Annotated in this window: 13 protein-coding genes; 10 read left to right on the top strand and 3 right to left on the bottom strand. The window is 35.4% G+C overall.

The window, feature by feature from the left end:
- Positions 1 to 20: 20 nt before the first annotated feature.
- Together SJY23_RS08220 and SJY23_RS08215 are read right to left on the bottom strand one after the other, a co-directional pair.
- Positions 21 to 1163: a pyridoxal phosphate-dependent aminotransferase gene (locus tag SJY23_RS08220; RefSeq protein ID WP_396595981.1), complete on the bottom strand. Its 1143-nt coding sequence runs from the start codon at positions 1161 to 1163 to the stop codon at positions 21 to 23.
- Complete coding sequence (locus tag SJY23_RS08215) at positions 1160 to 1978, bottom strand: prephenate dehydratase (RefSeq protein WP_396595980.1); 819 nt, start codon at positions 1976 to 1978, stop codon at positions 1160 to 1162. The genes SJY23_RS08220 and SJY23_RS08215 overlap by 4 nt, the downstream gene beginning before the upstream one ends.
- A 394-nt stretch (positions 1979 to 2372) precedes the next feature.
- Here SJY23_RS08215 and gldA point away from each other — a divergent pair, with 394 nt between their 5' ends.
- From gldA to SJY23_RS08195, 4 genes are all read left to right on the top strand, one after another.
- Positions 2373 to 3269: a gliding motility-associated ABC transporter ATP-binding subunit GldA gene (gene gldA / locus SJY23_RS08210; protein WP_396595979.1), complete on the top strand. Its 897-nt coding sequence runs from the start codon at positions 2373 to 2375 to the stop codon at positions 3267 to 3269.
- A gap of 138 nt (positions 3270 to 3407) precedes the next feature.
- Positions 3408 to 4250 (top strand): bacteriorhodopsin, encoded by an 843-nt coding sequence (locus SJY23_RS08205; RefSeq protein WP_396595978.1) that lies wholly within the window; start codon positions 3408 to 3410, stop codon positions 4248 to 4250.
- Between the two features lie 258 nt (positions 4251 to 4508).
- Positions 4509 to 4778 carry a 30S ribosomal protein S15 gene (rpsO, locus tag SJY23_RS08200; protein WP_035334411.1) on the top strand — a complete coding sequence of 90 codons (270 nt, stop codon included), beginning with the start codon at positions 4509 to 4511 and terminating at the stop codon, positions 4776 to 4778.
- A gap of 446 nt (positions 4779 to 5224) precedes the next feature.
- Entirely contained in the window at positions 5225 to 7450 is a 2226-nt protein-coding gene (locus tag SJY23_RS08195; RefSeq protein ID WP_035334412.1) for a polyribonucleotide nucleotidyltransferase, read from the top strand.
- Between the two features lie 205 nt (positions 7451 to 7655).
- On the opposite strand, the gene SJY23_RS08190 is transcribed toward SJY23_RS08195, so the two are convergent.
- Positions 7656 to 7928, bottom strand: coding sequence for a hypothetical protein (locus SJY23_RS08190; protein ID WP_396595977.1), 273 nt, complete (start codon positions 7926 to 7928; stop codon positions 7656 to 7658).
- A gap of 402 nt (positions 7929 to 8330) precedes the next feature.
- On the opposite strand from SJY23_RS08190, the gene SJY23_RS08185 reads away from it, so the two are divergent.
- From SJY23_RS08185 to SJY23_RS08160, 6 genes are all read left to right on the top strand, one after another.
- Positions 8331 to 10853, top strand: a complete 2523-nt coding sequence (locus SJY23_RS08185) for a carboxypeptidase-like regulatory domain-containing protein (protein ID WP_396595976.1) — start codon at positions 8331 to 8333, stop codon at positions 10851 to 10853.
- An 18-nt stretch (positions 10854 to 10871) separates the two neighbouring features.
- On the top strand, positions 10872 to 11678 hold the full coding sequence (locus SJY23_RS08180) for a GLPGLI family protein (protein ID WP_396595975.1): 807 nt from the start codon (positions 10872 to 10874) through the stop codon (positions 11676 to 11678).
- A gap of 270 nt (positions 11679 to 11948) precedes the next feature.
- Positions 11949 to 12446: a hypothetical protein gene (locus SJY23_RS08175; RefSeq protein WP_396595974.1), complete on the top strand. Its 498-nt coding sequence runs from the start codon at positions 11949 to 11951 to the stop codon at positions 12444 to 12446.
- Positions 12447 to 12717: 271 nt separating this feature from the next.
- The gene (locus SJY23_RS08170; protein WP_396595973.1) at positions 12718 to 14133 is read left to right on the top strand and encodes a PKD domain-containing protein; all 1416 of its coding nucleotides are present in this window, start codon (positions 12718 to 12720) and stop codon (positions 14131 to 14133) included.
- Positions 14134 to 14568: 435 nt separating this feature from the next.
- Positions 14569 to 15045, top strand: a complete 477-nt coding sequence (locus SJY23_RS08165; RefSeq protein WP_396595972.1) for a hypothetical protein — start codon at positions 14569 to 14571, stop codon at positions 15043 to 15045.
- A gap of 215 nt (positions 15046 to 15260) precedes the next feature.
- The gene (locus SJY23_RS08160; protein WP_396595971.1) at positions 15261 to 16346 is read left to right on the top strand and encodes a hypothetical protein; all 1086 of its coding nucleotides are present in this window, start codon (positions 15261 to 15263) and stop codon (positions 16344 to 16346) included.
- Positions 16347 to 16436 lie beyond the last annotated feature (90 nt).

Below are 16436 nucleotides of genomic sequence, written 5' to 3'. Positions count from 1 at the left end.
ATATCCAGCTATTAATTATCTTAAAATCTACTTATTGCTTCTTTAATTTTTTCTTCTTTTACACAAAGGCTAAATCTGATGTAACCTTTCCCCATCGTTCCAAAAATGGTTCCTGGCGTGATAAAAATGAATTTCTCGAGCAAGATGTTATCTATAAAAGCCTCTGCATCGATTCCCTCGGGAAGTTTTGCCCAGACAAATAATCCCACAGCCTCTCTGTCGTAGGTACAACCTAACCTTTCGGCAAGCTCATAAACTAGTTTACGGCGGCGTCCATAAATAGTATTGATATGCTCAAACCAGTCATCTCCTAAGCCTAAGGCTGCTACAGCTCCTTTCTGTATGCCATAAAACATACCGCTATCCATATTAGATTTTACGCGCAATACGTGACCTATATTTTCGGCGCTTCCTAGTACCATTCCCACACGCCATCCGGACATATTGAAGGTCTTACTAAGACTGTTAAGTTCTAAGGCTACTTCAGAGGCTCCTGGAACTGCTAGCAGTGATTGCGGATTGTCATTAAGGACAAAACTATATGGATTATCGTTGATTACTAGTATGCGTTGCGCTTTCGCGAAAGCGATCAATTCTTCAAAAAAACCATCTGGCACCTTAGTCCCCGTAGGCATGTGAGGATAATTTACCCACATCAACTTTACACCCGAAAGATCTTGAGCCGCCAGCGCTTTTAAGTCTGGCAACCATCCGTTCTCCTCATTGAGATCGTATGTAATTGCTTCTGCCTCCACAAGTCTTGTTACCGCAGCATAACTAGGGTATCCAGGATTAGGCAGAAGGACTTTATCTCCGGGATTTAAAAATGCCATCGAGATGTGCATAATACCTTCCTTAGATCCCATAAGTGGCAATATCTCAGTATCTGGATTTGCGATGACTCCATATTGCTTTTTATAGAAGTCTGCCATGGCTCCTCGCAACTCAGGAATACCGGTGTAACTCTGATACTGGTGAGCTACACTATCGTGTAATCCTTTGAGCATCGCCGCAACTGCTGCCGGAGGCGCTGGCATATCTGGGCTTCCTATTCCCATATTAATCACAGGGTGACCATCTGCAATGAGCGCGCGAACTTCCTTTAGCTTTCGCGAAAAGTAGTATTCTTTAGTTTCCTGTAGCCTATTTGCTGGTTGCATCATTGCTTTCTGTTTTTGTAAGCTCCTAGTACTTTAAAGTCATTTGCCATGATTTCTAGTAATTGTACTGCCTTATTAAAGCTTTCTATCGTATCAAAAGTGACATCTACAAAAAAGGCATATTTCCACGGCTTCTCGATTATAGGCATGGACTGAATTTTTGTGAGATTCATCTTGCAATCACTCAGCACATTTAATATTGCCGCTAGACTGCCACGCTTATGATCTGCCGAAAATCTTATAGATGCCTTATCAATAACACCTTTTACTAGTTTTTTATCCTTATTTAAAATAAAGAAGCGAGTTGCATTCTCATTGATGGTCTGTATAGACGCTCTTATGATTTCTAGATTATAAATACTTGCTGCAGCTGTGCTTGCTATGGCTGCTATTCCTTGTAATTGGTTTTCTTGTATCTCACGTGCTACACCCGCGGTATCTGTATCTTCTACAAGTTTTATGTCTGGGTAGTTTCTAAAAAACTCACGACATTGCAAAATCGCCATAGGGTGCGACCACACCTCCTTTATGTCATTTATTGCTTGACCTGGCAACGCCATTAACTGGTGCTGGATATCAAGGTAGAACTCTCCTTCTATATGCAAATTATGTTTATCTAGCAGCGCATAGTTAGGGAGTATTGCCCCTGCGATACTATTTTCTATAGCCATCACAGCATCTTGTACTTCGCCTTCTACCAGTGCGTCTACTAGCCTAGGAAAAGACATGCACTCCACCACAGCAACGTCTGTCCCAAAAAATTCTTGAGCTACCTTGTGATGAAATGATCCTTGTACGCCTTGTATTGCTACTTTCATAATTGTGCAAAAAAAAATCCTGATAAAAATTTATCAGGACTTATTGAAATATTGAGTGTTATTAAATTAGCACAATATCAATCCTGATCTCTTCCCGTAAAAGAAGAAATAGAAAAAATTGTTCCAATAATAAACGTTTGATAACATGTTGAGTTATTTGACTGCTAAAGTAGAAAAAATATCTAATGAGCCAATTTATTTAGCTCCTTTTATGAAATATTTTTTATAAGCCGTAGATTTTGAGAAATTATCAATCAAACATTGATAAACTAATGAAAATGAGAATACGACACCTATCCTTATCTTAAAATCTAATCCGCATGGATGATCATCACACTTTTAGATGTATCCTCCCGTTATCAATTCTTACATTTACAGTATTAAACACTCCTCTATGTCGATTGTAGTAACAGACATCACAAAAATGTACGGCACTCAGAAAGCGCTTGATCATATTTCCTTTTCCCTACAAAAAGGTGAAATTGTAGGTTTTCTTGGACCTAATGGTGCTGGCAAGAGTACATTGATGAAAATACTCACCACCTACCTCACTCCTACCTCTGGAACAGCAACGGTGCATGAATATGACACAAAAAGTAATGTACAAGAAGTACGTCGTGCTGTGGGTTACTTACCAGAACACAACCCGCTATATGTAGAAATGTATGTGCGAGAATATCTAGCGTTTAATGCAGGAGTTTATAAGGTATCAAAAGAACGTATAGATGAAGTTATCAACCTCACAGGACTAACCTCTGAGGCACATAAAAAAATAAGCCAACTATCAAAAGGTTACAGACAGCGTGTAGGTCTTGCTACTGCTTTATTGCACGACCCAGAGGTATTGATACTAGATGAGCCCACTACGGGACTCGATCCTAATCAGCTGTTAGATATTAGAAATCTGATTAAAGATATAGGTAAGGAAAAAACGATATTAATGAGTACGCATATCATGCAAGAGGTAGAAGCCATCTGTGATCGTGTGATTATTATTAATAAAGGAACTATAGTAGCCGACAAAAAAATGACGGAACTACGAGATGGACAGCAGCAAATAGTCATAGCCGAGTTTGATTACCGTGTAGAAGAAGTAGCTCTAAGTAGACTAGATAAAGTAACCTCTGTAAAAAACACAACAGGCTTTATTTATGAAATCACTTTTAGTACTCAGGACGATATGAGGGCAAAGGTTTTTGACTTTGCGCATGATAATGAGCTTAAAATCTTACAGCTCAATCAAAAAAATGTGAGCCTAGAAGGATTATTTACAGAACTCACTTCCTCTTAAAAGCACCTTGTAAGTCACTTATAAACCCCGCACTCTTATTGTTTTCTTAATTTTGTTTAATTAAATATTAAATAACTTAAACAAAGTAATCGTTAGTCGTAATTTTATGGAAAAAAGAAAAACCATAAAAAAATTGCTATGACACAAGAACTAGGAAATGCAAATTTTGAAAACTTCATAGGCGCAACAGAGGGCTTCTCTGAGATTGCTTATCAATTTACATCACATATTCTCACATTAGGATATGCGGTGATGCTCGCAGGATTACTCTACTTTATCCTTACCATCAAAAATGTAGATAAAAAATTTCAAATGTCGAACATCTTATCAGCTGTGGTGATGGTATCGGCATTTTTACTTTTATATGCGCAGGCACAAAACTGGACATCCAGTTTTACCTATAATGAAGAAGTAGGAAGATATTTTCTAGATCCAAGTGGAGATTTATTTAATAATGGATATCGCTATCTCAACTGGCTCATCGATGTACCTATGCTTTTATTCCAAATTCTATTTGTGGTAAGCTTGACTTCTTCAAAATTTAGCTCAGTGCGCAATCAGTTCTGGTTTTCTGGAGCAATGATGATTATTACTGGATACATTGGCCAGTTTTATGAGGTAAGTAACTTGACTGCCTTTTTAGTATGGGGAGCTATCTCTTCTGCATTTTTCATCCATATTTTATGGGTGATGAAAAAGGTAATCAAAGAAGGAAAAGAAGGCATTTCTCCCGCAGGACAAAAGATACTTTCTAATATCTGGATCCTATTTCTCATATCGTGGACTTTATACCCAGGCGCTTACTTAATGCCATACCTTACTGGTGTAGACGGATTTTTATACAGTGAAGACGGTGTGATGGCGAGACAACTTGTATACACAATTGCAGATGTATGTTCTAAAGTCATCTATGGTGTACTACTAGGTAACCTAGCAATAACATTAAGTAAAAACAAAGAGCTAGTCGAAGCAAATAGCTAATCATAAAACGCAACTTACAAACTCAACAATAGTAACATCACGTTAGATGGTATCATGCATACCGTTTAACGTGATTTTTATATATAGGCAGGCCCTATAGATCTTGCAATTTTGCCTAAAAACTAGCGGTAAAGGCTTTAATTTACAGAAATGGCTGTAAATTGAGCCTCAACAGTTTGATAATACAAAGAATAATGTATCTTTGCACGCTGATAGAGACGCTATCAATACATGAATTTCATTTAAAATAATACTGGAATGTATTTAACAAAAGAAGAAAAACAAGAGCTTTTTGCAAAGCACGGTAAAGGGAAAAACGATACAGGATCTGCTGAGGGTCAAATCGCAATCTTTACACAACGTATCTCACACTTATCTAACCACCTGAAAACAAATCGTAAAGATTATGTTACAGAGCGTTCACTAGTAATGCTAGTAGGTAAGCGTCGTTCTTTACTTGATTACTTAAAGAAAAAAGATATCTTACGTTACAGAGCTATTATTAAGGAACTAGGTATCCGTAAATAATAATTTTTTAAAAAGGGAGCTTCACGGCTCCCTTTTTCTATATATTTAATACCGATGTTTTGAGAGATACGCTTTCGCGAAATTTCAAAACGGATCACATTCTGAAAACACATTAGTACACAACCTTAATGGTTACTTACTAAAATTTCAGATTTTTGCCACAGGCAAAACATATTACATAAGACCTTTTGTATGATGACATATCATAACAAAAACGGCAGAGAAAGCTTTCACAGCTAGTTTTTCATTGGTGTCCGATTTTTGGGAAGTAACTACCCTTTAATCATCCCGTATCTTTTTACAGATACATCAACTACACAACGCAACGACACATGGAATACCCACGAAGGGTGTTCTAACATTAACAATTTTCGCGAAAGCGGGATTACAACAATCCTTTGCACGTGAGAATATCTCGACATAGATCGAGGTGAAAAACACATTTTATGATTCCAAAGGTTTACAAAGAGGTCATCGACCTTGGTGATGGAAGAGAAATCTCTATCGAAACAGGAAAACTTGCAAAGCAAGCACACGGATCTGTAGTAGTACAGTCTGGAAAGTGTATGTTGCTTTGTACAGTAGTATCAAACTACGAGAGTAAAGACGTAGACTTCTTACCACTTACGGTAGATTACCGTGAGAAGTTTGCAGCTGCAGGTCGTTACCCAGGTGGTTTCTTTAAAAGAGAAGCACGTCCATCTGACGGTGAAGTATTAACTATGCGCCTTGTGGATCGTGTACTACGTCCATTATTCCCAAAAGATTACCACTCTGAAACTCAGGTGATGATCCAGTTAATGTCTCATGATGATGACGTTATGCCAGATGCAATGGCAGGTCTTGCAGCAAGTGCTGCTATCCAACTATCTGACTTCCCATTTGAGTGTGCTATCTCTGAGGCTAGAGTAGGACGTGTAAACGGTGAGTTTATCATTAACCCTACAAGAGCACAGCTAGAAGAGTCTGACATCGATATGATGATAGGTGCCTCTGCAGATTCTGTAATGATGGTAGAAGGTGAGATGGATGAAATTTCTGAAGAAGAAATGGCAGACGCAATTAAATTTGCTCACGACCACATTAAAGTACAGTGTGAGGCACAGATACGCCTTGCAGAAGCTTTTGGTAAAAAAGAAGTACGAGAGTACCCAGCCGAAAGAGAAGATGCAGACCTTAAACAAAAGGTACACGACATGGCGTATGATAAGGTATATGCAATCGCACAAGCCGGATCTGCAAAGCATGAGCGTAGCGCTGCTTTTAAAGAAATTAAAGAAGAGATCAAAGCAACTTTTTCTGAGGAAGAACTTGAAGACTTTGGTGATCTTGTATCTAAGTATTACCGTGCTGCCGAAAAGGCTGCAATACGTGATCTTACACTTAATGAAGGACTTCGTCTTGATGGTCGTAAGACTACAGAGATACGCCCTATCTGGAGTGAGGTAGATTACTTACCATCTGTACACGGATCTGCCGTGTTTACACGTGGAGAAACTCAAGCACTAGCTACAGTAACGCTAGGTACGTCTAGAGATGCAAATAAAATAGACATGCCATCACATGAAGGAGAAGAAAACTTCTACCTTCACTATAACTTCCCTCCTTTCTGTACAGGTGAGGCAAGACCTATACGTGGTACTTCACGTCGTGAGGTAGGTCACGGTAACCTTGCACAACGTGGCCTTAAAGGAATGGTACCAGCAGATTGTCCTTATACAGTACGTGTGGTGTCTGAGGTGTTAGAATCAAACGGTTCTTCATCTATGGCAACAGTATGTGCGGGTACAATGGCAATGATGGATGCAGGTATACAGATGACAAAGCCAGTTTCTGGTATCGCAATGGGACTTATCTCTGATGCAGATAGCGGTAAGTATGCAGTACTTTCTGATATCCTTGGAGATGAAGATCACTTAGGAGATATGGACTTTAAAGTAACAGGAACGGCAGACGGTATTACGGCTTGCCAGATGGACATTAAAGTAAAAGGACTATCATATGAGATTCTTGTAAATGCATTACAACAAGCACGTGCAGGTCGTTTACATATCCTTGATAAGATTACAGAAACGATTGCAGCTCCACGTGAGGACGTAAAAGAATACGCTCCTAAAATGGTAGGTGTACGTATTGCAAATGAATTCATAGGTGCATTAATAGGCCCAGGAGGAAAAGTAATACAAGAACTTCAGAAAGAAACTGGAACTACCATCGTGATAAACGAAGATCCAGTAACAGAAGAAGGTATCGTAGAAATCTTAGGAACAGGTCAAGAAGGTATCAACGCCGTACTTGCAAAGATAGACTCTATTACATTTAAGCCAGTTGTGGGTAACACATACAAGGTGAAGGTAATCAAGATGCTAGATTTTGGTGCAGTAGTAGAATATCTTGACGCTCCAGGTAACGAAGTATTATTACACGTATCTGAGATCGCTTGGGAACGTACAGAAAATGCTAGTGACGTACTTTCTATGGGTGAAGAGCTTGAAGTAAAATACTTCGGTATAGACAAGCGCACACGTAAGGAAAAAGTATCTCGCAAGGCATTACTAGACAAGCCAGAAGGTTATACTGCACCAGCTCCTAGAGAGCGCAGTAACGATCGTGGTGGTCGTGACAACCGTGGTGGTCGCGATAACAGACGTGACGATCGTAAGAGAGATTAATTCTCATATAGTTGTAAGTCATTAAACACTTACACTAATCAATTATAGAAAATCGGTTATCCTTCACAGGGTAGCCGATTTTTTTTTGTGGTGCGCTTTCGCGAAAATGTGAACAACCACAAAAAATCCAGCTCAACTAAAAGTCGGCTGGATTACAAAATAAGCTCTAAAAATTAAAAAAATCACTTCTTTTGATGATATTCACTTATTGCATGTCATTAGTAGCTCTACAAAAAGTATTTACAAAATCTTGAGCTTGCTCTAAACTATCCGCCTCCAGAAGAAATGTCCTTCCATCTAAACACCTTCCCCTGTAAGTTGTAAACAAAACACCATCTACAGAAGTTTCAGACACCTTTTCAATTTTAACTAAGTTTTTCTTAGCGACTTTTTCTTCAGTTACTTTTTCACCCGTAGACGCAAATGTCATAGAAGTACTAAACATTAATACTGCACACACATAAAATAATTGTTTCATAATAAAAAGATTTTAGATTAATTGAGTGTACAATGTAGAGATTAATTTTAATTAAAAAAACACAACAATCTGAAAAACAGCTTTATACACTACTTTTCTTGTTAAAAATAAGGCTATTTAAAACTAAAATTCACTCAATTTTAGTTTGTAATAAATACCTTACAACCCTTAAAAACATTAAGCTTCACAATCATTTAGCCTTGCTCTCAAAATATGAAAATCACACTATTTCAAAACTTACATTTTTTTTAAAAATAAATACACATACCTTTAAATCAGTTGATTAAACAACAGATAGATCGATTTTTTAAATAAAATCAAGTACCTTCATTTCAAAATCAGTTTTAAATAACAGCATCTACTATAATTAATGGATGTCACCCTATTCGGGAAGCATAACAAATGAAATACACGTTTTTCTTTTTATTCATATCTATTGCATGCTTTTCGCAGAGTTCCAAAATCAACGGACTAGTACTCGATGGTGATCAAAAACCAGTATCAAATGTACTTGCCTCATTACTCTCCTCAGATAAAACGATCATCACCTACCAGTACACAGATAATGATGGTAAATTTTCATTTAAAAAAACCCCAGGTAGCTTTTATGTAAAAATCTCATCCTTATTTTTTGAAGATGTAGAGAAAGCTTTAGATGCCTCTAGTCAAGAAGAAATAGTGTTCAACTTAACTCCTAAGAAAGAAAATCTGAAGGAAGTAGTACTTGTTTCAAAAAGGATAAATAGAGACACTACAAATCTTAATATCCAAAACTATAACATCACAAAAACAGAAAGTATAGAGCAAACTCTCAAGAAAATACCGGGAATGTCTATAGATAATGAGGGTAGAATTAAATACTGGAATAAGGAAATTGAAAAGATATTAATAGATGGTGATGACCTAGCTGATGATCAGTACACATTTATCTCAAAAAACTTGAGATCTATGGTTCTGAAAGATATACAGGTGCTCAAAAATTTTGAAGAAAATACCGTTCTTAAAAAAACTCAAAAATCAGATAAAATAGCACTCAACTTAAAGGTTAAAGATGATTTTAAGAATATTTGGTTTGGTAATATAGAAGCAGGCTATGGTGATAGTTTTGATAGCAATCAAGAGATAGATGAGCGACTTAATCTAGCACTCATAAAAAAGAGAATCAAATTTCTCAATGCGCAAGAATTCTCCACCTTAGGTGATAAGTCCATCCCTATTTCTTTCTCAAATAATGATAATGAAACCTATGACCTTCCATTATACTCGGTTAAAAATATAGACGTACCTCTCACTCCAGAAATCACAAACTTCAATGATGGATTCAGCAATACTTTTTTAATCAATAAGAAAATTAAAAATGTTGCGTTGAGGAGTTCTAATTTTATTGGTGTTGATACCCAAAAACAAGAATCATTTACTAGAACAGATTTTGTATTTCAAGATGAATCTCAAACAGAAATTAATAATAACAAGAAAAGGAATTTGTTGTTTGAAGGTGATCTAGAGTTGAAGTATGACGGCAGCGATGATCACTATGCTGTAAACACGCTCAATTACAAAGTGGGCTCCTCCTCCTCTACTTCTGCAGCCTTATTTAATGATAGCAATACCACAGACGCCATAGAGAGCAAGAGGACTTCCATCTATAATAATCTATTGTACACTACCCGCTTAAAAAATGGGCTTGTACTCAACAACTTGGTAGACATAGGCTATGCAAGGTCCAAAGAAGACATTACCATCAACTCTGAGAACCTCAGTTCGTTCTTTATAAGCGACGCTGCTATCTATCAAGATATACAACGTGACTTTAGATTTATAGATATCCAGACAGAAGCGAGTTATTTTTTTACAAAAAAATTAAAAGGAACGTTTAAGACCATTTATAAAAACAACACAGAAGACTTTGACATCTCATTACCTCCTAGTACCAGTACCACAGGAAATAACGTACGTTTTAAAAGGAGCTCACTCATTTTTGATTCACGGCTATACTATAAAATCTCAAAAAGAATAGAATTGAAAGGAAGAATTAGTCAGAATAACTTTAAGCTAGATAAAATTAAAAAACCATTATTAAACTACAATGCAGCGCTTCTTCTCAACTTCTACGGCGAGCTTGAGCTATCATATGCAAAAAAACAAGAATTCCTACCTAACCGTAATTTCTTAGAAAATTACTACTTAACTAATAATAACACACTCACTCGTGGTGGCCCTCTATTTGAACCTCTTAACTTCGAGTATTTTAAATTTCGCTTAAACAACAAGAACAAAAAGAACACCTATAACAATGAACTCTCATTTACATACACGAAGTCAAAAAACTCTCTATTAGAAAACTACTCACTAGAAGATAATATCAATTTCAATAATTTATTTCTAGTATCTAGATTAGGTAAAAACTACACTTTTAAAGAGCAGCTTATACTATTGATTAAAACCGTTGGCTTAAAGTTTGAAACCATCCAGTCGTTCTCTACCATACCATTAAATGGGACTATTTCTAGTGAAACAGACATTTATAACAGCACATACACTGCAGAGTTTACCTCCTACTTCTCGTCTCCATTTAACTTTAATATTAAGGCCGAATATCTACGTAATACTCAAAAGACAGAAAATATCTCTTCTGCATTTGACTCAAAAAATCTCATTGCAGACTTTACTTGGAATGTAAATAAAGAGATCACCTTTGACCTCAATGGAGGGTTTTATGAGTTTGATAATAATTATTACAACATTGTAAATACCAACTTAAATTATACTCCAGATAAGAGTAATTTCTCTTATAGAATTACGGTAAATAACCTCTTGGGTGAGAACCAATTTTTATATCAACAACGTAATTCATTTTTTACATCCATCACATCTATCCCGCTAGTACCGTTCTATACGTTTGCTAGCGTTAAGTATATATTTTAATCCATCAATACTATCACCATGAAAAAAACGCTACTCCTTTTAATTTTGATTTCAAGTGTACATCTCGCTTCCTCTCAAAATGCTCAAACGGGCATTATCTATTATGACCACATTGATAATCATTATGATGAAAGCTATAACGCTTACTTAGTTTTTGAGCCTACCACCGCTCACTTTGTTACTGCAAAAGACTCCTTAGGTTTATCTAATAACACAGTCAATGTAAATAATGGAAATGGTGATCAATTAATTGTAGAAGCGGTAAACTTTAGTGATGTCCAGAAAACTAGAAAGCAGGGATTACAAGTGTATATGAATAAACGTACAGACAGTATGTATTCTAGTAATGCATTTAGCTTAACAGCAGGTTTATTATACACAAAGGAATCATTACCTAAATTGCAGTGGCAACTATCTAATGACACCAAACAAATAGGAAAGTTTCAATGCCTCAAAGCAACCACCACGTTTAGAGGGAGAACATACACTTGCTGGTACACCACCCAGATACCGCTACCTTATGGACCATGGAAGTTACAGGGACTCCCAGGGATGATTTTAGAAGCAAGCTCAAATGATCGTTTTGTACAATTTATCTTTAAGGGAATTGAGTTTCCCGTACAGCATGTACAAGTCCCATCTACACACAAAATACTATTGACCAAAGAGCAAGATTTTATCTCATTCACGCAGTATAAGAAGCTGCAAAAAGAAGATATTCAAGCGTATGATAATGCCATGAAGGTACAAGGAAAAAAATTTGGCATCACAGTACACCCGTTTAGTGAACGAGACAATTACTTAGAAGTCTTTGGAGATCAATAAAAAAGACATCATCAATCTATTTCATTACATCACATCGGTTATCCTTCACAGGATAGCCGATTTTTTTTGTGGTACGCTTTCGCGAAAATGTGAGCAACCACAACACTTCCCAAGGCATCACTAAAAATAACTTGTAAAAAGTTGGCCACAATGAGGAAATGCGTAATCATAAAACAAACAGAATATATATTTTAGCCCACATTTTATGCTGTTTTTTTAAAAGCAACATAGCAACAGTAAACTCAAATCAATAATTATAATATTTAAAGAATGAAAAAAAGTCACCTACTCCTAACTGGAATACTATTAACAACCCTCACATCTTGTGCGAGATATGTTAGAATTGGAGATCTCACAGGAATAAGCAATAGAAACATAGATGACACTACGCAATATGTAATGCTAGAGCGAGAAGTAGAAGCCGTTGCCACCGCCGAAAATGATGCTCTTGAACAAGCTGTAGATAATTTAACTAAAGAACATGAAGGCGAATTTCTAAGGAATACTAAGATTTATGTAAAGAGCAACGGAAAGAAAGTAAAAATCATAGGTGATGTTTGGGGAATCCAAAAAGCAAATGTAAATGTCAATACCAGCGCTACTGCAGAGATTGTACTAAACGTAGGCGATAATGTTGTTTTCAAAAGAAAACGCGATATTATAGATGGCAAGATTATAGGGCTAAATTCCGATACTATTATTGTAGAATACGGAAAGCGAAAAAAGAGAATCGAACTTCGCTATGATGATGTCACCAAAACAAATTAAAATCACATACTAATCTCTGATTAATCACATAAAATCGGTTATCCTTCACAGGGTAGCCGATTTTTTTTGTGCCACGCTTTCGAGAAAATGTGAACAACCACAACACTTCCCAAGGCATCATTAAAAATAACTTGTAGAAAGAGGGCTGAAATGAGGAAATGCGTAATCATAAAACAAACAGAATATATATTTTAGCCCACGTTTTATGCTGTTTTTTTAAAAGCAACATAGCAACAGTAAACTCAAATCAATAATTATAATATTTAAAAGCATGAAAAAAATCACTTTACTAGCTTCCATCTTTTTACTTTTCTTATCATGTAGCAATGATGAAAGTGAGCAGACTGAAGAACAATTAATCGCTTGTTTCGATGTTTCAAATGACACCCTAGAGGTGGGGGAAGAATTTCAAATCACAAACTGTTCAGTTGGAGCCAGCTCTTTTGAATTTGATTTTGGAAATGGAACTACAAGCACTGATAATGCTCCATCAGTATCATATCAAGAATCAGGTGTTTACACAGTTAAATTAAAAGTAACATCAAGTAGTGGTGCAATAAAAATTACTACTCAAATCGTAAGAGTTAATGACATTGAAGAAAATTATCTCTATGTACCGGTACTTGAAGGTGACAACCTCTTCCCTATAAATTTTGGTTTTTCAGATAATTCATTTTACTATATTGAAAATTTCTGGAACATTTTTGCAGCTAGCTCGGGTAAATTTAATTATGTAAAAATCGATTTTAGCGATAATACTTTTAATAAGTCATATATAGCTAATAAAAGTTATAACTCTGGTCATGCTTTTGTAAGCACTCTCAGTAATGATGAAAAGTTGTTTTACTCAACAAGATCTTTACAATCTATATTAGGATTAAAAGAGGTGAAACTAAATTCTAGTTTACAACCACAAAGCACTCAAAATAACACTTATAGAGTGCTATACGGTGTTCTTGAAGATAATGACAACTATTTATATTACGGTGCTTATAGAATCTCCAGTTCGAATGACACAGATTTTTCTTTGTATAAGAGTCCTTCAATTGATATTCGTGATGATATGGGGATAATTTTAGAAAGAAAAACGTACAACGAAATAGAGCAAGGATTTATTGGAGACCTTGAAAAGACAGATGATGGATTTATGGCATTTGGAGGTATAACAGACCCGATAGACTTCAATACTTTTGAAAACTATAGACCTCTAATTATCTTTTTAGATAATGACTACGAGTATGTAAGTCACGTAACATATGAAAATACATCAATCGCTGCCACTAACAATAATAATCTCAATGCATCCTTTAACATAGCCAAAATTGCAACTAATAATTATGCTTTATATAGCCACAATGAATTTAGACTCATCGATGCTCAGGGTAATGAGTTAATTAAGTCAGATTTGCCTACACAAAGTAGCGTCCAGAGTCTACTGGCTCTAGAAAATGAAGGTTTTATAATTTCTTCAAAGGATTATTTGCGCAAATATGATCTTAATGCTAACTTAATTAAATCCATAAAATTCAATGGTAAAGCAACACCTAATTTAGTTCTCAATGATAATAAGATATTTTTTGCATCTGGTTATAGTTCAAGCTATATTATAGACGAAAATAATTATTCGGTTCTTAAAACATTTATTGGAGCTATGGATAAAGATTTAAATATTATAAACTTGAATTAATTCTCATAGCGCGAGCATATCACTTCAAAAAGAGAATCGAACTTCGCTACGATGATGTCACTAAAACAAACTAAGATTATATACTAATCTCTGATTAATCACAAAAAATCGGTTATCCTTCACTGGGTAGCCGATTTTTTTTTGTGGTGCGCTTTCGCGAAAATGTGAGCAAACACTATACTTCCCAAGGCATCATTAAATATAACTTGTAGAAAGTTGGCGAAAATGAGGAAATACGTAAAGGAGATTGGTTCTAGTAGTGTATTTTAGAGGACTGTAACGTAGCTGTTTGCATAGTTGCGTTTATATAACTAATATCAAGATAAGATCTTTTAAATTAAAATAACCATCTAGCATACGGTTTTACTGGGCTTACGGGATATAAATAGTGAACTTGTTGTTATACGCTAGTTGCCACACATTTAAACCAAATCAATGAGAAAAATATTAGTCACAATCTTAGCGACTTTAGGAATAAATTTTGGAACTAAATCCCAAACTGAAAAGCTCGATAGCGGATTAAAAAATACTTTGAAAATTACGGCTGACCGATTTGAAAATAAAAATCACGCATTTCTGATAAACTTAGTGAAAGACAATACAGTTATAATGCAAGTTCTTCACGGAGCACTAATAGAACAAACAGCAACTCCAGAAAACTCATTCAACTTCTCAATAAATTTGACTTTTGATAACGAAATGGAAAAGCTGACTAAATTCCGTACGTTGGATATAGTTGATGATTTTGAGTATTATGAATTTGACGGAATTCCCTGTTACGCAATTAATATGGGAAACAACCAAGAGAAAACCCAAAGGGTGTTATTGGAAATATTAAATAAAGTTTACGGATTTGAAAACTCAGATATATTTGAATTCGAAATTTATGACCAAGGACCAGTCAGACACTAAAATAACGTGTGGCAACAATGTATATAAAAAATAGCGCGAGCATTTGCTATCACAAAGGCTCGGGCACTTTTGCAAGGTAGGCAAATTTTTAAATTTGCCTATTTGAGAAAAGAAAGACAAATAGTAAAATTTAAAAATCTGGCTTGTTCTCAAACGAAAAATAATCGCTAATTCATACGCTACGCCATATACAAGACCGTTGCCAATAATATAAAATGACCGAAGAACTAAAGAAATACGAATCCACAATAAAGAAGAAACATAGCTTTAATTGGACACCAAAATTTGAAGAAGAAATAAGAACAGATTTAAACAAAACTGTAATTATTCCGATTGTTATTCAAGCTTTTGAAAAGTTAGGCTGGGATTTAGTCTACCAAGATGAAAAAAATGCTGAGGCTAAACGAAAAGGTGACTGGAATCGTTGGACTGAAAAAATCTCTGTTACTTTCGATTACGGTAAATTGACAATTAAAAGTGTTTCTCTTGGAAACGAAATGTGGGATAATGGAAGAAATTCTAAAAGAGTAAAATTATTTATTTACGCATTTCAAAACACCGAAAAAGAATTTGACCGAGAAACTTTAGGTGAACTTGAAAAAGAAGTAGAGAAGAAAAATAATTGGGATGACTATGTAACACCCGAAAGTTTACCTCAACCAAAAATTAGAAAAGAGCCACAATTTTGGATTCCAATTGTTGGTGGAATTATTACTGCATTATTATTAGGTTTTATTGTTGCATTTCTATCTGTAAAAGGGATTTATATAATTGGTCTTTTTGAATTAGGAGTAGCAATTGTTATGGGATCTGTGCTAAAACAACTTATTAAAATAAGTAATTACACTTTTTATTACCATTTGCATTATCTGCTAATAGTAATGATTTTGGTAACATATATTTCAAATCAATATTTTCAGTATCAAATAATACTAAATGAAAACAACTTTCAACCTTTTAGTTTTTGGCAATTTATGCAAGCTAGATTTGAAGCAGGACTAACAATTAAAAAACTTAATACAGGTTGGGTAGGATTACTAATCAGTTGGGGTTTACAATTAGTAATCACCTATTTTATTGGTGTTTTAAGACTGTCTTCAAGTCTAATATCTTATTCACTTGAAAGAGTGCCAATGGAAGTTGTGGATTTCGCTTTTTACCATTTTGTAAGGCAAAAAACAGAAGACCAAGTTAGAGATGAACTATCAAAAATGGGTTGGACTGAAAAACAAGACCAAGAAGAAGTTTTTGAATCAATTGGAGCAATGCAAGGAGCGACTGAAATGAATCGAATGGAATAAATACTACTGGAAACAAAAAACTAAGTAAAAAAAAAGCCTACTTCGACTTCGCTCAGCACATGCTTCTAATCTAATGTTGATCTATAATTC

The sequence above is a fragment of the Dokdonia sp. R86516 genome, from assembly GCF_044596715.1.
GTDB lineage: Bacteria > Bacteroidota > Bacteroidia > Flavobacteriales > Flavobacteriaceae > Dokdonia.
This window is presented reverse-complemented; position numbering and strand designations above follow the sequence as displayed.